The 18015-nt window shown below is 65.7% G+C and carries 14 protein-coding genes; 5 read left to right on the forward strand and 9 right to left on the reverse strand.

The genetic code is table 11. The features are described 5' to 3' along the window. Window positions 1–12: 12 nt before the first annotated feature. A complete protein-coding gene (gene phnX / locus ACZ9H4_RS08170; RefSeq protein ID WP_476118704.1) occupies window positions 13–816 on the forward strand; it encodes a phosphonoacetaldehyde hydrolase in 804 nt (267 codons plus the stop codon). 57 nt (window positions 817–873) lie between these two features. On the opposite strand, the gene ACZ9H4_RS08175 is transcribed toward phnX, so the two are convergent. Together ACZ9H4_RS08175 and ACZ9H4_RS08180 are read right to left on the reverse strand one after the other, a co-directional pair. Further along, window positions 874–1770 (reverse strand): LysR family transcriptional regulator, encoded by an 897-nt coding sequence (locus ACZ9H4_RS08175; protein WP_408142194.1) that lies wholly within the window; start codon window positions 1768–1770, stop codon window positions 874–876. Between the two features lie 151 nt (window positions 1771–1921). Beyond that, a complete protein-coding gene (locus ACZ9H4_RS08180; protein ID WP_408142196.1) occupies window positions 1922–3139 on the reverse strand; it encodes an amidohydrolase family protein in 1218 nt (405 codons plus the stop codon). Window positions 3140–3409: 270 nt separating this feature from the next. Between ACZ9H4_RS08180 and ACZ9H4_RS08185 the strand changes: the two genes are divergently transcribed. Next, complete coding sequence (locus tag ACZ9H4_RS08185) at window positions 3410–4441, forward strand: GGDEF domain-containing protein (RefSeq protein ID WP_476118707.1); 1032 nt, start codon at window positions 3410–3412, stop codon at window positions 4439–4441. A gap of 67 nt (window positions 4442–4508) precedes the next feature. Here the strand turns inward: ACZ9H4_RS08185 and ACZ9H4_RS08190 are convergent, their stop codons facing one another. After that, window positions 4509–5417: a LysR family transcriptional regulator gene (locus tag ACZ9H4_RS08190; RefSeq protein ID WP_476118709.1), complete on the reverse strand. Its 909-nt coding sequence runs from the start codon at window positions 5415–5417 to the stop codon at window positions 4509–4511. Between the two features lie 133 nt (window positions 5418–5550). On the opposite strand from ACZ9H4_RS08190, the gene ACZ9H4_RS08195 reads away from it, so the two are divergent. Both ACZ9H4_RS08195 and ACZ9H4_RS08200 read left to right on the forward strand, forming a co-directional pair. After that, window positions 5551–6333 (forward strand): glucose 1-dehydrogenase, encoded by a 783-nt coding sequence (locus tag ACZ9H4_RS08195; RefSeq protein ID WP_476118710.1) that lies wholly within the window; start codon window positions 5551–5553, stop codon window positions 6331–6333. A gap of 269 nt (window positions 6334–6602) precedes the next feature. Further along, window positions 6603–6896 carry a hypothetical protein gene (locus ACZ9H4_RS08200; protein WP_408142204.1) on the forward strand — a complete coding sequence of 98 codons (294 nt, stop codon included), beginning with the start codon at window positions 6603–6605 and terminating at the stop codon, window positions 6894–6896. Window positions 6897–6987: 91 nt separating this feature from the next. Here the strand turns inward: ACZ9H4_RS08200 and ACZ9H4_RS08205 are convergent, their stop codons facing one another. The 5 genes from ACZ9H4_RS08205 to ACZ9H4_RS08225 all read right to left on the reverse strand — a co-directional run bounded on the left by ACZ9H4_RS08205 (window position 6988) and on the right by ACZ9H4_RS08225 (window position 14969). Further along, entirely contained in the window at window positions 6988–9930 is a 2943-nt protein-coding gene (locus ACZ9H4_RS08205; RefSeq protein ID WP_476118713.1) for an Hsp70 family protein, read from the reverse strand. A 9-nt stretch (window positions 9931–9939) separates the two neighbouring features. Further along, window positions 9940–11787 carry an Hsp70 family protein gene (locus ACZ9H4_RS08210; protein WP_408142207.1) on the reverse strand — a complete coding sequence of 616 codons (1848 nt, stop codon included), beginning with the start codon at window positions 11785–11787 and terminating at the stop codon, window positions 9940–9942. After that, window positions 11784–12362, reverse strand: a complete 579-nt coding sequence (locus tag ACZ9H4_RS08215) for a DUF2760 domain-containing protein (RefSeq protein ID WP_408142209.1) — start codon at window positions 12360–12362, stop codon at window positions 11784–11786. The genes ACZ9H4_RS08210 and ACZ9H4_RS08215 overlap by 4 nt, the downstream gene beginning before the upstream one ends. A 492-nt stretch (window positions 12363–12854) precedes the next feature. After that, a complete protein-coding gene (locus ACZ9H4_RS08220) occupies window positions 12855–13538 on the reverse strand; it encodes a hypothetical protein (RefSeq protein WP_476118715.1) in 684 nt (227 codons plus the stop codon). Between the two features lie 207 nt (window positions 13539–13745). Continuing rightward, window positions 13746–14969 carry a tyrosine-type recombinase/integrase gene (locus tag ACZ9H4_RS08225; RefSeq protein ID WP_476118717.1) on the reverse strand — a complete coding sequence of 408 codons (1224 nt, stop codon included), beginning with the start codon at window positions 14967–14969 and terminating at the stop codon, window positions 13746–13748. A 165-nt stretch (window positions 14970–15134) separates the two neighbouring features. Here ACZ9H4_RS08225 and ACZ9H4_RS08230 point away from each other — a divergent pair, with 165 nt between their 5' ends. Continuing rightward, on the forward strand, window positions 15135–16196 hold the full coding sequence (locus ACZ9H4_RS08230; RefSeq protein ID WP_476118718.1) for a DNA-binding protein: 1062 nt from the start codon (window positions 15135–15137) through the stop codon (window positions 16194–16196). Between the two features lie 192 nt (window positions 16197–16388). On the opposite strand, the gene ACZ9H4_RS08235 is transcribed toward ACZ9H4_RS08230, so the two are convergent. Continuing rightward, window positions 16389–17951, reverse strand: coding sequence for a DHA2 family efflux MFS transporter permease subunit (locus ACZ9H4_RS08235; RefSeq protein WP_476118719.1), 1563 nt, complete (start codon window positions 17949–17951; stop codon window positions 16389–16391). Window positions 17952–18015: the final 64 nt, after the last annotated feature.

Consider the following 18015-nt stretch of genomic DNA (forward strand, 5'->3'; position numbering starts at 1 on the left):
GGATTGAAACCAATGAAACACGTTAAAGCGGTGATTTTCGACTGGGCCGGCACGGTGGTCGACTACGGCTCGCTCGCGCCGATGGGTGCGTTCGTCGAGACCTTCGAGCAGTTCGGCGTCCCGATCACAATCGACGAAGCGCGCGGCCCGATGGGCATGGCCAAGCGTCCGCATATCGCCGCGCTGATGGCGTTGCCGCGCGTCGCGCGCGCCTGGGCCGACCAATACGGGCACGCGCCGAACGAAGCCGATATCGACGCCATCTACGACGTGTTCGTGCCGAAGAACATCGCGGTGGCGGCGAGCTACAGCTCGGTGATTCCGGGCGTGGCCAAAGTGGCGAGCGCGCTGCGCGAGGACGATATCCGCATCGGCACGACCACCGGCTACACGCGCGAGATCATCGACGAGATCCTGCCGGGCGCGGCGGCGCAGGGATTCTCACCGGACAGCATCGTCTGCACCGGCGACACGCCCGAAGGGCGGCCGTCGCCGTACATGATCTACCGGACAATGCCGGCACTGGGCGTCTGGCGCACGAGGGAGGTCATCAAGGTCGACGATACCGCGGTCGGTATCGAAGAGGGGCTCAACGCCGGGACGTGGACGGTCGGCGTCGCGGTGAGCGGCAACGCGTTCGGCATGACCGAAGCGCAGGTCAAGGCGTTGTCGCCGGATGAGTTCGCGTCGCGCCGTCACGCGGCGTTCCAGAAGTTGCAGGCGGCGGGCGCGCACTATGTGATCGACAGCGTCGCCGATCTGATGCCGGTGGTGTACGACATCGACGCGCGTCTTGCGCGCGGCGAGCGCCCGTGATGCGGTGAAGCTGGCTGAGCGGGGTGAAACGACCAGCCGCGCGTCATTCCCGTCAACTCACTCGAAATATCCCACGGCCAGATCGATGAATTCCCGCACCTTGCGCGGCACGAACTCGCGGCTTGGATAAACCAGCGACACCGCGACGTCGCCATTGAGCATCGTGTAGTCGCCGAGTATCCGCACCAGCGTGCCGGCGTGCAATTCGTCGGCGACCATCTCCAGCGGCAGCAACGCGATGCCCATCGCGCCCAGCGCCGCCTGTTTCTGCATGATCATGCTGTTCACCGTGAACGACGCATCGAGCGCGACGCTCTCGTCGTTGCCGCCGTCCTTGCTGAAGATCCAGCTCTGCGGACTCGTGTCGAGTGGCGCTGCGATCACCCGATGCCCCGCGAGATCGGCCGGCCTCGCGGGCTGCCCGGCCTGCGCGAGATAGGCGGCCGACGCCACCGGCACCGCGTGCGAATTGAGCAGACGCCGCACCACCAGCGATTCCGAGCGGATCATATGTTCGGTCACGATACCCACGTCGAAACCGCCTTCGAGCAGATCGACGCGCTTTTCGGTCAGCGTGACACGCAGATTCACGTGCGGAAACTTGGCCTGGTACTCCGCGAACAGCGGCGTGAGGCGAAACAGCGAGAAGCTGCCCAGCGCGACGATACGCAGATCGCCGGCGACTTCCTTCGAGGTCGTGGTCGCGCGCGATTCGACTTCTTCGAGCTCGGCGAGCAGGACGCGGCAACCGTCCGCGTACTCCGCGCCGGCTTCGGTCAGCACGACCTTGCGCGTGGTGCGCTGGAACAGGCGAATGCCGAGATGCTGTTCGAGGCTCGACACGTGACGCGTCACGACCGAGGTCGAAACGCCGAGGTGCGCCGCGGCCTGCGCGAAGCTGCCCGCGTCGGCGACCTTGACGAATGCCTGCATGGCCTGAAAGAGATTGATCATGTGAGTGCGGGAAACGTGTTGGTGCGTGTGCGTGTGCGTGCGTGCGTGTTCGTGGACGCCGGTGGCGTGGAGTGTAGCGCGAGGTGCCGGCGCGGCAATGGAGGCGGCGACCACACCCATCCGTGCCGTGCCGCGCGTTTCAGCCGCCCGGCTAATGTTGCGCGTGCGCGCCGTCGCGCGCGACGATCCGGCCGTTCGCCATCACGAGCTTGCGGGCCGGCCGCGCGACGATCGCATGCGCAAGCGTGTCGGCGTCCACCAGCACGAGGTCGGCGCGCGCGCCCGCCTGCAATCCGTAGTGCGTGAATCCGCAACCGCGCGCCGCTGTGCCGCTCACACAGTCGAATGCGAGCGCGAGGTCGTCATCGCGGCGCAGGTTGTAGCGCATGGCGATCAGCATCGCGCGTTCGAGCATGTCCGGCGAGCCGTACGGCGTCCACGTGTCGCGAATGCCGTCGTTGCCGCCGAACAGCGTGACGCCTTGGTCGACGCAGGCTTGCAGCGGCGGCACCGGCGTCGACGGCGGGGCAGTTGTCAGCAGCGCGACGCGCAGATCGGCGAGGCGCGCGAGCAACGCATCGCGTTCGCGCTCGGGCAGCGCGCCGAGACAGAACGCGTGACTCACCACCACCTGGCCTTGCATGCCGAGCGCCGCGACGCGATCTAGCAGAAGGCCGAGTGTGAATGCGCCGATTTCGCCGGGCTCGTGCAGATGAATATCGATCGGCTTCTGATGACGCTGCGCGAGGCCGAACGTCAGGTCCAGCGACGCCACCGGATCGCCGTCGATCAGCGCCGGGTCGAGCGCGCCGAGCACATCGGCGCCCGCGCTCAACGCGCGATCGAGTAGAGCGTCGGTGCCTCGCCGGCCAAGCAGGCCCGATTGCGGAAACGCGACGATCTGCAGGTCGAGCACGTCGCGCAGCGCGGCGCGCGTGGCGAGCACGCCCTCGAGGTGGCGCAGACCCGCCTCGGTGTCGATGTCGACGTGCGTGCGCAGCCGCGTCGTGCCCGCGAGCAGAAACGCGCGGGCCAGCGCGAGCGACTGCACGCCCGCGTCGTGGCCGCTCTGCGCGCGCCAGCGCCGTTCGTTCTCGATGCGGTCGGTCAGTTTCGGCCCGACCTCGTTGCGATACCAGCGCATGCCCCAATGGGTCTTGTCCAGATGCGTATGGCCTTCGACGAAACCGGGCAGCAGCAGCGCACCGGCGCCGTCTTCGATCGTGATGCCGGGCGCGCGCGCGAGGTCCGGACCGATGGCCGCGATGCGGCCGTCGGCGATCGACACGTCGACGCGTGCGCCATCGGTCTGGCGCACGTTCGTGATGAGCCGGGCGTTCGTCATACTGGAAGGGGCAGTGGTGGTCATGAGCAGGTCGACGGCACGGACAAGTGCAGCGCGCCGCATGGCGCAAGCAATGGTCAGTTGAATGAAGCGCGCTGCCTGATCGGCAGGCAAACGAAGACGGCGCGCGGCTGGCGTGTGATTGTACTTCGCGAGGCCGCGCGCCGATCGCCGCCGCCGGGTTGCCCATCGTCGGGTCCGCCGTCGAAAGCGCTCACCGCGCGCGCGCCGAAGCGCTCAAGTTTCGTACGTTTATGCCGTTGACATAGGCTGATCACATTCCGGGACCCAGCCGTGCAACTCGCTCACAGTAACGACCGTCTCTCCAGCCGGATGGCCGTCGACCCGTTCGCCCCCGGTGAACCCGAGGTGGAGTCTTCGGTCATCGAGTGGTTGTTGCACGACGATCAGGTGATGCGCGAGTGCTTTACCCATGCGGCGGAAATCCTCAAGAGCGTGACCGGCGCGGCGATCACCGCGATCACGCTGCTCGACGAGGAGTACCAGCATTACCGGGCCGAGGTCGGCATGGCGATGCCGCTCGTCACGCGGGCCCGGTCGCTGGCCGACTATGCGGTGCGCGACGGGGATCTGTTCGTCATCGAGGACACCCACGACGACAGCCGCTTCGGCGAGTGCATGCTGGTGCAGCGCTATCCGTTCGTGCGCTTCTATGCGGCGATCGCGCTGCGAGCGCCGAATGGCGAGATCGTCGGCGCGTTGTGCGCGATGGACCCGTCGCCTGGCCGGCTCGACGCGGGGCAGCAGGGCGTGTTCTACCATCTGCGCGCGATGATCGAAAACGACCTGAAGATGCGCACGGCCACCGCGATCGATCCGCTCACGCAGTTGTACAACCGGCGCTTTCTGCTCGAGAGCATCGCGCGGCGCTGGAAGGAAGCGCGGGACGGCGACGTGATGGGCTCGGTGGTGGTCGACGTGGACTGGTTCAAGCAATACAACGACACCTACGGCCACCAGGCCGGCGATCATTGCCTGTGCAAAGTGGCCTCGGTGATGCAGGCGGCGGCCGATGGCGAGCGCGTCGTCGTCGGACGCATGGGCGGCGAAGAGTTCGGGCTGCTGGTGCTGCACGCGGAGACCGCGGCGCTCGCCGATACGCTCGAAACGCTGCGGCGGGGCGTCGTCGATCTGGCGATCGAGCATCGTGCCTCGCCGCTCGGCGTGGTGACGGTAAGCGTGGGGGCGTCGTTGACACGCATCAGCGAGCACGCGCGGCTCGCGCATCGCGATGGCTTCGCGAGCGCGGACCGCGCGTTATATCGCTCGAAGCATGGCGGCAGGAACCAGGTGACGATGGCGTAGGGCGGCGGCGCTTCGCCCGCGAACGGCGATCGGTGAACGGCCGCGCACGAGGCAAGCGACGCTACCGTCAGCTATCCTGAAGATTCGCGTAAAGCTGGCTCACCCAGTCGGCGAACACACGCACCTTCGTGCTGTAGCGCCGGCTCGGCGGATACGCGAGATAAACCTGCAGCGGCGCGGGCCGCCAGTCGGTGAGAATCGGCACGAGTTCGCCGCGCGCAATCGCCGGGCGCACCATGAAATCAAGCGTATGCACGATACCGAGGCCCGCCAGCGCGGTCGCGAGATGCGCGTTGCTTTCGCTCACCAGCACCGGACTGCGCGCGCCGCCTGGCACGATCGACTCGCCGTCCCTCTCGAAGCGCAACGGCTGCGTGACGCCGCTGCTCGCGGAAAAATAGCCGACGACCGCGTGCCCGTCATCGACGATCTGCTGCGGGTGCAACGGTGTGCCATGCGCGGCCAGATACGCCGGGCTTGCGCAGGTGGTCCAGCGCAGCGTGCCGATCGCATGCGTGACGAGCGCAGGGTCGTCCGCGGTGCTGCGAATCGCGCAATCGATGTTCTCGGCAATCAGGTCGGCGGTGCGGTCCGTCACGCTCAACTGCACCTGAATGTCCGGATAACGCGCGCAAAACGCCGGCAGCGCGGGAATCAGAATGCCGCTCGCGGTCGAACCGCCGCTGTCCACGCGCAACGCGCCGCGCGGATTCGCGCGGTCGCGCCCCAAGGTTGCCTCGATATCGTCGAGTTCGGTGAGCAGCGGCTGGATGCGCTCGTAGTAGGCGACGCCGTCGGTCGTCACGTTGACGCTGCGCGTGCTGCGTTCGAGCAACTTCACGCCGAGATGGTCTTCGAGCGATCGGACCCACTTGCTCACGGTCGCGTTGGGCATCTGCAGCGATTGAGCGGCGCGGCTGAAGCCGCCGGTTTCCACGACCCGCGCGAAGATGCGGATGGCTTGCAGGTGATCCATGAGTTCTCTGCTTTCGGGGTGATTATCCACGACGGTGAATAAAGAAACCACAGGATACATATTTATCTCTGTGCGCGCGTGAAATATGCTGGCGTCACTGGGTCAACTGCCCTCACACACAACGGAGCTAGCCATGAATCAGTCCACTCAAGGGAACATCCACACCACTAAACATGCCGGCAAGATCGTGCTGGTCACCGGCGGCAGCAGCGGCATCGGCCTTGCCGCCGCGACCCGTTTCGCGCGGGAAGGCGCGACGGTCTACATCACCGGCCGGCGTCAGGCGGAACTGGACGAAGCAGTGGAGCGCATCGGGCGCGGCGCGGTCGCGATTCGCGCGGATATCTCGTCGGCCGCCGATCTCGACCGGATGTTCAGCACGGTGCAGGCCGCCCATCAGCGGCTCGATATTCTGTTTGCGAATGCGGGCGGCGGCGAGTTCACACCGCTTGGCGAAATCACCGAAGCGCAGTTCGACAAGTACTTCGATATCAACGTCAAAGGCACGCTGTTCACGGTGCAAAAAGCGTTGCCCTTGATGCCGCGCGGCAGCGCGATCGTGCTCACGGGCTCGGTCACCTCGATACAGGGCGTCCCGGCGTTCGGCGTGTATGCGGCGACCAAGGCGGCATTGCGTTCGTTTGCGCGCACCTGGGCATCGGATCTCAAGGGCCGCGATATTCGCGTCAACGTGGTCGCGCCCGGGGTAGTGGTCACGCCCGCGTACAAGTCGGAGCTGCACATGAGCGACGAGCAGATCGAAGCGTACCGGCAGCATGTCAGCGCGACCACGCCGCTCGGCCGCGTCGGCGAACCGGACGAGATCGCGAAGGCCGTCTCGTTCCTCGCCTCGGACGACGCGAGTTACATCACGGGAATCGAGTTGTTCGTCGACGGTGGGATGGTGCAGGTGTAATCGGCAGGGCAACACGAAAACCGACATAGCGTGAAGAAGGCCGGGACAACCGGCCTTTTTTACATGTGGCGCCGGGTTGAGCACGGGCGGATAGAGCAGGAAAGACCGAGTCGGCAGCCCGTGCAACGGGCGCAATAAAATTGGCCGGATCTCATGCCGTTTCCCCGGTCACGCATAAGGTTTCCTTAAGGTACGGTTGTTTACATAGTCGGCGGCGCGCGCGTATCAGTCGGCACGATGCGCCTCGAAAACGACGGAGAAAAACAACGATGCCCAACGAACGAAAGCGTGGCGGCAAACAAGGCGGCAAGCGCGACCTGCAGGCCGAGAAGACGCTTTACAGATCGATCTACCAGATAGAGTTGGCGCGCGGCAGTTCGTACATTGCCAGCACGCGGAGTCCGGCGACGCAACGCATCGCGATTGCCGAGGTCTTTCAGGAATTTCACCTGCGGTACGGTCCCGACACGGCGAACATCTTTCGCGAACTGTTGGCGGAGAGCCTGAGGCGACGCGGCGATCCGCCGGCGGCGCAGGCCGTCCTGAGTTTCGAGCCAGGCTGATTGCGAGGGTGCAAGTTCGCCGAACCCACGCGTTCAAACTTGCTTGCCCCGAAGCGGCCATGACGCGAGGGGCAAGAGAAAAGCGCGAGCCTCACCCTGCGATCAACTTCAGCCCCACCGGCAAGGACTCGCCGAACACGCGGCCTTCGTCGGCGTTGTCGAGCTCGACGCTCTCGCTCACCATCGTGATCCATGCGCGCGGCGCATTGGCCGCTTCGAGCCGGCGTACGACCGTCTGACGCAAATCGTCGGGCAGATCGCGCGAGCGGTCGCCCGTCATGCGCGCGATCTGCACGGCGGCGAACGCCGCAGGGTCGACCTTCTTCCAGTCGAGCGCGAGGATCGTGTTCAGCCATTGCCCGGCGATCTCCGGCGGCACGACGCTATGCGCGCTGCCGTAGAACGGCTGGCGCGCGCCGATACGTCCGACCGCCCACCAGCTCTGATGATTCTCAGCCGGCTTCTTCAGCCGCGTCAGCACCGACTCGCCGAGTTCGATCTTGCGCTCGACCGGAATGCGTTCGAGCGACGCGCTCAATCTGACCATATCGGCGGGGCCCGTTTTCGCGACGTCGAACGGCAGCTTGTGTCGCGACTGCGCGGCCGTTTGCAGGTACGCCATCGCATCGAGCACGCGCAGTTGCGCGCTTTCATCGAGCCCGCCCGCCGCACGGCGCCAGAGCGTCCACCACTCCGACCAGACCTGGCTGTCGTTGACGTATTGAATGCCGTCGTCGAACAGCGACCACAGCTGTTCGACGCGCCATTCGTCGAGCGGATAGCCGAAGCCGGGCCGCACGCAATAGCCGGCGAGGTTCAGCCAGAGCCGTTCGTGATCCGCGGAACGTCGGCGACGGCGCGCGCGTTCCCACAGCGCGCCGAACAGTTCACGCAGCAGCGCGCTGTTCCAGCTTTCGCGTGAGCCCAGCAGTTGTTCGAGTTGTGAGCGCAGCCGTTTGACTTCTTTCGGGTCGACGTTTTGGGCACGCGAACCGAAGCAGCGGTCGATCTGTTCGAGCGCGGGGTCGGCAGCCGGATGACGGGCCGATGTGGAGTCGGCGGGCAGGTCCACGCGTGCGTCCTCGCCGCGCAACTGGAATTCGAGCAGCCAGCGTTGCGCGGGATCGTCGCGTTCGATGCAGTGCACGTCGAGCGTGCCCACTTCGGTGAACGACGTGGCGATCCGCACGAGGGTTTCGCGCGCGATGCGCTCGCCGCGCGGTTGCACGACGGTGGCGATCGGCGGCAGGCGCACGAAGTCGCCGCCCGCCAGATCGATCAGCTCGCCGGCCTGATAAACCGTGTCCGCGCTCGACGACACCAGATGAAAACGCACCGGATGCCCGAGGCGCAACGCGAAGGTGCGATCGGCGATCAGGATCTCGTGGCCTTCCTCGGTGCCGCGCGGCAGCAGGCAGATGCCGCGTTGCGCAGGTTCGGCGGCGGAGTGGCCGTCGGCGCGGGTGTCGGTGTCGTCGTCGAGCACGAGGAAGTAGCTGCGCGGCGAGCCGCCGCCGATTTTCGGCGCGTTGCCCGCGCGCGCCAGCGAATAGGCGACCGCGCCGCGCGCGACGGCCACATCGGGATCGTCGTTGTGCAGCACGTTGAGCGGGGCACCGCGCCACATGCCGAGAGTATCGGCGAGACGTTGCGTGAGCGCTTCGGCGCGGAATACGCCGCCGTTCAGGAGGAGGGTGTCGGGAATCGGGAGAGCGGCGGTGTTGTCTCCAGTGCTGGTGGAGACACCGTTTTCGCCGGGTGTGTTATTTGCGGCAGAGGCACCGCCCGCACGCGAGTCCGTGCTCTCACCACCATCCCCTCCACCTAGCGCCTTGCGCGACTGCGCCGCGAACCGGCTCAAAAACGCCGCGATATGCCGGGTGACCGCCGCATCGGTCGCGTAGGGCAGGCCGAACTCGACAATCGCGCCGCGGGCCCTGCCTGGCCGTTCGTGCGACGCCACCACCGGGAAAAAACCATCGACGATGACCCGCTCGACCTCGTCACGCGTCACCTGCGCAGTACGCGCGCCGCCGATCAGCTTCGCCCCCGCGCCGAGCAGCGTGATCGACGCCGAATCCGGCGCCTGCGGGCCGAGCAGGTGTTCTTTCGCCCTGCGGCAGCGCTCGACCAGTTGCGACAGACTCGCCGCCGATAACCGTGCGTTCGGCGTGCGCGCATCGCCACCCGGCAACCGCGCCTCGACCAGATGCGCGAGCGCGAGATCCATGTTGTCGCCGCCGAGCATCAGATGATTGCCCACGCCGATGCGCGTGAGTTGCGGCTCGCCGTCCTTCATGCCCACTTCGATCAGCGTGAGATCGGTGGTGCCGCCGCCGACGTCGCAGATCAGCACGAGTCGCGAGTGCGCGAGTTCGCTCGCAAGCCGCTCGCGATGATGAAACAGCCAGTCGTAGAACGCCGCCTGCGGCTCTTCGAGCAGCCGCAGCGCAGGCAGACCGGCAAGCCGTGCCGCTTCGACGGTCAGCGCGCGCGCACCTTCGTCGAACGATGCGGGCACCGTGAGCACCACGTCCTGCTGTTCGAGCGGTGCGTCGGGGAAGCGTTGATTCCACGCGGCGCGCACGTGTGCGAGATAGCTCGCGCTCGCGTCGACGGGCGAGACTTTGCGGACATCGTCGGCAGCGCCCCACGGCAGGATCGGCGCCACGCGGTCGACCGACGCGTGCGAGAGCCAGCTTTTCGCGCTCGCTACCAGCCGTCCCGGCACCTGAGCGCCCAGCACACGCGCGAGCTGGCCGATCACGACGGGCGGCGCCCCGTCGGCGGCTGCGCGATCCGCCGTGGACCACGGCAATTGCAGATCGCCCGCGCTCAGCTCGCCCGCGGCCGCCTGATAGCGCACCGAGGGCAGCAGCGGCCGCGCGGCGACTTCGCCGGGGCTCACCAGCTGCTCGATCTCGAACACCCGGATCGGCGCAGCGCCGTCCTGCGCGCCGGCCTCCGCATAGGCGAGCACCGTGTTGCTGGTGCCGAGATCGATGCCGACGCTGTAGCGCTTCATCTCGCTCACGCAGGCGCGTTATGCCGACGCGCTGCCGCGCACGTCGAACTCGACTTTCCAGCGCTCGTCGGAGCCGCGCGGCATCGCTTCCAGTTCGAGCGTGCCCGCTTCGGTGACGCGCGCATGCAGCTTCACCGGCACGACTTCACCGGCGGTGCGGCCGGAGGCGGGCAGCGTCGCCTGGATTTCCTCGAGTTCCTGCAATTCCTCGGGGCCCCAGAAGTCGAGCAGCGTGCCGACCTGATCCTGACGACGCACCGACGACCCGAAAAAGCGGAAGTGCACCGGCTCGCCGACCACGAGGCCGAACTCCTGCGCGGGCAATTCGGCCTCGGTGCCTTCCTCCATGCCGAACGGCGCGACGCACAGCGCCTGCACCGGCGGTTCGAGCCCGGGCACGGCCGGCATCGCCGATTCGATCGCGATGTAGTACGCGCGCGCGGTGCCGCCGCGAATCCGCACGCCCTGGCCGCGCCGCACGTAGCCGTAGTAAGCCGCGCCGCGCGCGACCGCTAGATCGAGGTCCGCGCCTTCGAGCAGGCGCGCCGGCGCCGCGCCTTCCGCCGTGAGCCATTGGTTGAGCGTGCCCATGATGCGCTCGACGAGCAGCGGCGACTTGAACACGCCGCCGTTGAACAGCACGGCGGTGGGGTGCAGGAAGCTCGCGCCTTCGACCGCCTGATCGCGCAAGCCTTCGATTTCGGCGAGCGCGCCGGCCTGACGGCCGAGGAACGCCGCCAGATGCCGCGTGATGCCCGCGTCCTGCGCGTACGGCAAGCCGAGTTGCGTCAGACCGACGCGCGCGCGGCTGACCGGCCGCGCCGCGCTATCCACCTGCGGGAAGAAGCCTTCGAGGATGGTCTGCGTCAACTCCGCGCGCGTCAGTTCCGTGCGGATCGAACCGCCGATCAGCTTCGAGCCGCGGCTCGGCACGACGAGCGGCACGGTATCGGTGGCGGGGTCGCTGAGCAGCGTTTCCTTCGCCGAGCGGCACGCGTAGGTGAGGGCGCGCAGTTGCCACGCGTCGGCCTGGGTGCCTTGGGCCGCGAGCTTGCGCGCGACCACGTGCGCGAGCGCGAGGTCCATGTTGTCGCCGCCGAGCAGAATATGTTCGCCGACCGCGATGCGATGCAATTCGAGATTGCCGTCGCGCTCGATCACCGCGATCAGCGAGAGGTCGGTCGTGCCGCCGCCCACGTCGACCACGAGGATGATGTCGCCGACCTTGACCTGCTTGCGCCAGCCGCCGGTGCTCTTCTGAATCCAGCTATAGAGCGCGGCTTGCGGTTCTTCGAGCAGCGTCATGCGGCCAAAGCCCGCGGCCTCGGCGGCCTCGGCGGTCAGCTCGCGCGCGGCCGGATCGAACGAGGCGGGGATCGTCACTGTGATGTCCTGCTGGACGAACGGCGCGTCCGGATGAGCGTGGTCCCAGGCTTCGCGCAGGTGCGTCAGATAGCGCACCGAGCTTTCGAGCGGCGACACGCGCGCGACTTCGGGCGGCGCGTCGTTGGGCAGAATCGCCGCGCGGCGATCGACGCCCGGATGGCACAGCCAGCTCTTCGCGCTCGACACGAGCCGGATCGGCGTGGCCGCGCCGCGGCTGCGGGCGAACTCGCCGACCGCGAACTCGCGCTGGCCGGTCCAGGGCAGATAGAGATCGCCCGCGGCCAGTTCGTCCGGATGCGGCAAATAGAGGAAGGAGGGCAGCAGATCGAGGTTGTCGATGGCGCCGGGGCCGGTCAGTTGGGCGATTGGCAGCACGCCCTGGGCGGTTTTTTCGCCGTCGCTCGCGCTCGTGTCCACGTAGGACAGCGCGCAGTGCGTGGTGCCGAGGTCGATGCCGATCGAATAGCGTGCGTCGCTCACAGTTCCACCTCCGCCGGTGCGATGACCTTGGCGTTGTGGCTGTCCGCGAGTTTCGGCAGACGAACCTCGTCGACGCGCCAGCCGCGATGGCTGATGCTGCCGTTGAACGGCGCTTTCCCGACGACGTTGCCGGTCAGGCGGATCGAACTCGCGTCGAAACCTTCGGCGAGCGTGACGCGCGCGCCTTCGGCTTCGTCGCGCACCGGGCGGATTGTGAAATGCTCGCGCAGCGTCGCACGGCAGCCCTCGTGCACGAGGCGCGCGGCGGCGCCGATGTCGGCGTCGCTGTAGTTCCTGATGTCCTCTTCGACGAAATCGATGAAGCGCGCGTCGCGTTGCAACAGGCCGAGCAGTTGCAGCGCGGCCTCGGGAGTGGCTTCTTTCAGCGTGGGCGCGGGTTGTGATGCAGGCGCGGGCGCCGGGGCCGGTGTCTGCGTGGGCGCGCTTGCGCCCACGGTTTCACCTTGACGCAGACGCAACACGCCGGCGGCGAATTCGCCATTGCCGAGAATGCTGAAAAACGTGCCGACGGCAAGTGAAATCCTGCCGAGGAAGGATGGGTTCGAATCGGTCATAAATGCTCCTGAGGTGCTCTGTTAAAGGACGAGCTGTCCTGGCTGCGCCGCACGCGACGGGCCGCCTGGCCCTTGCCGGGTCTGACCGGGCCGCCGTCGTGCGTGATTGCGAAGGCCGGCGGCAAGCTTGCAGCCGGCGGCGATTCAGCGGTAGCGCGAAAGTCGTATTTTGCCTTGCGGCGCGCCCGAAGCGGACAAAGGCGGCCATTCTAGCGGGCAATCGGGCGAGATTGGCGGGTTGTTGCGAGGAGGGCGGAAGTGCGCCAGGCAGGTAGGCTGACAGATCAGGCAGGCAAATCTGCGCGTTCGGGTCCTGAGCCGGCTGGTGCCGGTTGGTGCCTGTTGGATCAATACGCGCGGTCAATGCGCCCGCCGGGGTAGCGCCGCTTTGCATGAGAGCGGACGGGAGCGGACGGGAGCGGGCGAAAGCTGCGATGAACGGCCGGTCTCAACGGCCCGGCTCGCCCGGTTATCCAATGCAGCGTGGCGAAATTACGATTTCTTCGGGTCCTTCGGCGCCGGTCGGGCTGCCGGCGCCGGCTTGCCCGGCGCAACAGCATGCGCGACCGGCATCGGACCCGGCGTGGGCTGGCCGCGTCCGGCGACGGCCGGCGCAGATTCTCCCGGATGCCCCATCTGCGGATGGCCGCCGCCTTGACGGCTCTCACCGATGTGGTGGTCCCCACCCATGCGATGGTCTGCGCCAATCGGATGATCCGGCAATCGGCCTTCATGGTTCGCCATCACCCGGTGCAATTCTTCGCGGCGATGAAACACGTCCGCGCGGTGGTCGCCATGGGCGTAGAACTGGCGATGCCGGGCGCCATTCGGACCAACCACCCAGATATAGGTGTCGCCGCCAGAAATGAAGACGTCGTGATCGACGACGTTTGCGACGTAGACATCGGTGGGCATCGGCTGGTAAGCCTCCTCGACCACCATGGGCGCCGGCGGCGAGGGCGCGAGCGCACTCGCGATCACGTCATTGACTTTGTTCGGGTCGATCACGAGCTGGCCTTGCTCGTTGGTCGCGCATCCCGCCAGAAGGGCCGTCAATGCAGCCGATGCCAGCAGGGCTTTTCTTATGGTTTTCAACTTCAATCCCCAGTCCGTATTGATTATGTTGTCGAACGACTCATTATTAACGGTCAGGGGTTTGGGGTTCTTGATATGCAATGACTCGCCTCGCGAGTCATGCTGATTACGACGTATTACAGCAGCGGCGTGAAGCGTGAATTATCGAGCATTCGCGGAAGTCAATGCCGAAGATCGATTCATGCCTTTTGAACAGAAAGGATTTATTTGAAAAACCTTTGGCACTCACGCGCGATTGGCCCAGATGTTCAATCGGACGCGACTCATCTAAAGGCCTGACATGACGCGTCATGGCGCATTGCCCGGTTCATCGTCTTTGGTCCTGCCCGCATCCCAATTCATTCTGTGACGATTAACGGTTTCCTTATGCCGCGCGTCGTCTTCCGTGTGCAGATAAAGACTCGTCGTATTGAGCGACACGTGTCCGAGGTTGTCGCGGATGGTGCGCAGATCGACGCCGCCATCGGCCTGATGAGAGCCTGCGGTATGGCGCAGCCAGTGAGCCGACGCCCGTTCGAGCTCATCGGCGCGATCGGCGAACGCCGGACCTCGCGCGCGCAGCCATGACGCCGCGCCGCTGAAAATGCCCTTGATCGCATCGTGGATCGCGGAGCGCGACAGACAGCGATTTCTGCCCTTGAACGGAATGACGAGCGGCGTTTCCTCGGAGCGTGTGGGCAGGGCGGCGAGACCATTCTGGGTCCGGTAGCTGCGCAACTCCTGAACCAGTTCGACCGAGACGGGGACGATCCGCTCCTTATCACCCTTGCCCAGCGTTTCCAGCCACCACTGATCCTTGCCGTCCGCGCCGAGTCTGCGGAAAAAGCTGCCCATCTGGCCGCCGGCGACTTCGGAAATCCGCATGCCCTGCAGATAGAACAGCGTGGTCAGCCAGCGGCAGCGTGCGTAGTAGGCGCATTGCGCGTCGGTGTCCCGCGGCAGTTGTTCGACGAAGAGCTTCACTTCGTCCCAGAGCGACGTCGACAGATAGCGCGTGACGCGCGGCGCCGAGCGTTTGGCTCGTTGCCGCAGCAAGGCCATCGGATTGCCGCGCAGATAGCCGGCGTTGACCAGCCACGTGAACATCGCGTTCAGGATGATCAGCGCCTGACGCTGGCTGGCCGGCGACAGCGGCCCGTTGAACGGCCGCCAGCGCTCATCGCCACGCGCATATTTTCCGCCGTTGGCCGACATCCAGCGGCTGGCCGGCTGCGGATCCACGAGAAACGTTTTGAATACCAGTAGATCTTCGTGGGTCAGCGATGACAGCGGCTTGCCCAATTGCACGACCGCCCACAGCAGCAGCCGCTCGGCTTCCTTGCGGTAGTTGTCAAAGGTGGTTTTCGTGTCGGCGTAATTCGACAGCCAGGCGCGCACGGCCTCCAGATCGTTGCGGGCTGAAAGCTGCGAATTCTCGATCGCGCCGCGATTGGTGCCGTCGCGGCCATCGAGACTCTCCGGGACGGCGAGCGTTTCGACAGGCTGAACGGTGGCTAGCTGGGCATTGGACACGGTCTGAGGGCTCCAGATTGCAAGGAAAACGCCAAATCAGGCGACTATACACTAAACACGACATTATAGTACTAATGTCGTGTTTGAGGTTGTGAAATGTAGCGTTATATAGGATTTACGTTGTATTATCAACACATCAAAGTTCTCTGATCGTTTCCCGCGCCCATGACACTCGAATCCGACATTGAAGCCGTCCGCGAACACGCCGCCGACACGCAAGCGCTATATCGCGAGGTCTGCGCGCTGATGTTCTTCCGGTACGGCGAAACCCCGACCGCCAACCGGCTTTACCAGCTGGTGCGCAAAGGCAGCATGAGCGCGCCGGCCAAGGCGCTGCGCGACTTCTGGGTCGAGGTGCGCGAAAAGACCCGCGTCGATGTTGGCCGTCCGGACTTGCCGCCCGAGGTCGCCAAGGCGGCGGGCGAACTGGCCGCCAACCTGTGGCGACTATCGAGCGACGCGGCGAGCGCCGCGCTGGACGTATTCAGGCAGGACGCGCAGTCGGACATCGCCGCAGCTCGCCAGCAGGCGCAGGACATGGAAGCGCAGCGCAATGACGCGGCGCTGAAAGCCGACCAGGCTGCCCGCAACGCCGCCGCGCTCGGCCAGCAGATCAGCGGGCTCGAAGCGCGCCTCGTCGAACTGCAAACGGCCAACGACATGCTGAAGAGGCAACTGGCTGTCTCGAAGGACGAAATCTCGGCAGGCACGGCCGCACTGGCGGACGCACGACGCGATTTCGCCGAGGAATTGGCCAAACTGCGCCAGTCGCACGATCTGAACGAACAGCGGCTGGCGGCGACCGAAAAGCGGGCCTTGCTTGAAATCGAGAGCGAACGGGCGGCGGCCAGTCGCGCGCGCAAGGAACTGCAAGCGGCCAATGAACGGATCGCGTCGCTGGAAACCGAACATCGCTCGGAGCGCGACGCCTTGCGCGATGAGCTCGCGACGGCGAAGGCCGACCTGGCCGCGTCGAGATCGAGATGTGCGGCAATCGATGCGCAACTCGCGGAAAAGGATGCGTTGCTAGTTGAGCGGATCGCCTCGACGGACCTGCTTCGCGAGCGCCTTGAAACAATGTCGCGGCGACTGGAAACGGCGCGCACTGAGCCCGCCTCCGGACGCCCTTCTCGCCGGTCCCGCGTGAAGGCCGAGCGTCAGGCGCGTGCGTCGGTCGATTTTTCGGGTGGGCCTTTCGTCAAACGGCCGCCAAGCAATAAGCGATGAACGCCGCGCCGCAGTGGATGCAATGGCGGCGGCGTTCAGAGTTTTGAAGCGCGCGCTATGAGCACCGCAGCGGGGCGCCCATGAATCCGCCCAATCCGCCCGCTTCTCTGCCCATTCTCTGCTCATTCTCTGCTCATTCTCTGCTCATTCTCTGCTCATTCTCTGCCCATTCAGTGCCCATTCAGTGCCCATTCAGTGCCCACCCGCCCCAGCTGCTGCCGCCGCGCTCGCGTGATCGGGCTTCGTCACCCAGATCAGCGGGATGATCAATACAAAGATCACCGCCGACAGCCAGAAAATATCGTTCAGGCCAAGCATTGCCGCCTGCGTGTTCAACGAGTGCTCGAAGTACGCCATCGCCTGAGCCGGGCTGCCGCCCACCGAACTGTGCAACGAATCGAGCGCGGACATGAAGGTCGGATTGTCGACGCTCGTCTGCTCGGCGAGCCGCGCGTGATGCAGGATCGTCCGGTTGTTCCATCCGGTCGATGCCAGCGACGTCCCCACAGCCCCGGCAAACACCCGCACGAAATTCGACAGCCCCGCCGCCGCCGGAATCCTGTCCGCGGAGAGACCGGACAGAATGATCGCGGTGAGCGGCACGAAGAAGAACGCGGTCGGGAACCCTTGCAACAGGGTCGGCAATACGAGCGTCCACGTATCCACGCCCGTCGTGTAGTGCGAGCGCATGAAAAACACCCCCGCGAAGCCGATGAACGCCAGCGTTGCCAATACCCGCGCGTCCGACTTCGGCAGGAGCTTCGCGATCACCGGCGCGAGCACCACCGCGAAGATGCCGAGCGGCGCGGTCGCGAGGCCGGCATCCACGGAGCGGTAGTTCAGGTAGCCCTGCATCCATTGCGGCAGCAGCACGAGGTTCGAGAAAAACACCGCATAGGCCACTGAAATCGCAATCGTGCCGCCGAGGAAATTTCGTTTTCCGAACAATCTCAGATCGACGATCGGACTCTTTTCGGTCAACTCCCAGATCACGAAGAACGCGAAGCTGATCGCCGCGAACACGGTCAACGCGACGATCACCGGCGAATTGAACCAGTCGAGGTCCTTGCCTTTGTCGAGCATGATCTGCAGCGACCCGACCCATGCGATCAGCGAGATCAGCCCGATCATGTCGATCGGCAGACGCCGCGTCGGGGTTTCGCGAGTGCGATAGATCGCCCACGTCACGCCGGCGGCGAACAGGCCCACTGGAATGTTGATGTAGAAAATCCACGACCACGAGTAGCTGTCGGTGATCCAGCCGCCGAGCGCGGGGCCGGCGATCGGCCCGACGGTCGCCGTCATCGCCCACAGCGCCAACGCGTGCGAGCTTTTTTCCTTCGGATACGAACCGAGCAGGATCGCTTGCGACAGCGGAATCAACGGCCCCGCCACCGCGCCTTGCAGGATCCGCGCGGCGAGCAGCACCGGCAGATTCGGCGCGATGCCGCACAGCCACGACGACAGCACGAACAGCAGGATCGCCCACACGAACAGCTTGATCTGCCCGACGCGCTGCGTGAGCCAGCCCGTCAGGGGAATCGCGATCGCGTTGGCGGCCGCGAACAGCGTGATCACCCACGTGCCCTCGTCCACCGACACGCCCAGGTTGCCGGCGATCGTCGGAATCGCCACGTTCGCGATCGACGAATCCAGCACGTTCATAAACGTGGCCAGCGCCACGGCAAGCGTGGCCAGTACGAGCTTGCCGCCTGTCAACGGCGGCAGCGTCGCCGCAGTGCCCGATCCATTCATGTCATCACCTGTCGAGGAAGATAAAACTATCTGACTTATCAGTTAATTGGGCGAAAAGCCCGGC

The organism is Paraburkholderia sp. TE9906 (assembly GCF_056279605.1).

Bases quoted from the DNA above. Each gene is read 5' to 3' on its own strand.
- ACZ9H4_RS08235 (WP_476118719.1), bottom strand. From the start codon at position 17,951: ATGAATGGATCGGGCACTGCGGCGACGCTGCCGCCGTTGACAGGCGGC.
- ACZ9H4_RS08215 (WP_408142209.1), bottom strand. From the start codon at position 12,362: ATGACCGATTCGAACCCATCCTTCCTCGGCAGGATTTCACTTGCCGTC.
- ACZ9H4_RS08180 (WP_408142196.1), bottom strand. From the start codon at position 3,139: ATGACCACCACTGCCCCTTCCAGTATGACGAACGCCCGGCTCATCACG.
- ACZ9H4_RS08200 (WP_408142204.1), top strand. From the start codon at position 6,603: ATGCCCAACGAACGAAAGCGTGGCGGCAAACAAGGCGGCAAGCGCGAC.
- ACZ9H4_RS08175 (WP_408142194.1), bottom strand. From the start codon at position 1,770: ATGATCAATCTCTTTCAGGCCATGCAGGCATTCGTCAAGGTCGCCGAC.
- ACZ9H4_RS08195 (WP_476118710.1), top strand. From the start codon at position 5,551: ATGAATCAGTCCACTCAAGGGAACATCCACACCACTAAACATGCCGGC.
- phnX (WP_476118704.1), top strand. From the start codon at position 13: ATGAAACACGTTAAAGCGGTGATTTTCGACTGGGCCGGCACGGTGGTC.
- ACZ9H4_RS08190 (WP_476118709.1), bottom strand. From the start codon at position 5,417: ATGGATCACCTGCAAGCCATCCGCATCTTCGCGCGGGTCGTGGAAACC.
- ACZ9H4_RS08230 (WP_476118718.1), top strand. From the start codon at position 15,135: ATGACACTCGAATCCGACATTGAAGCCGTCCGCGAACACGCCGCCGAC.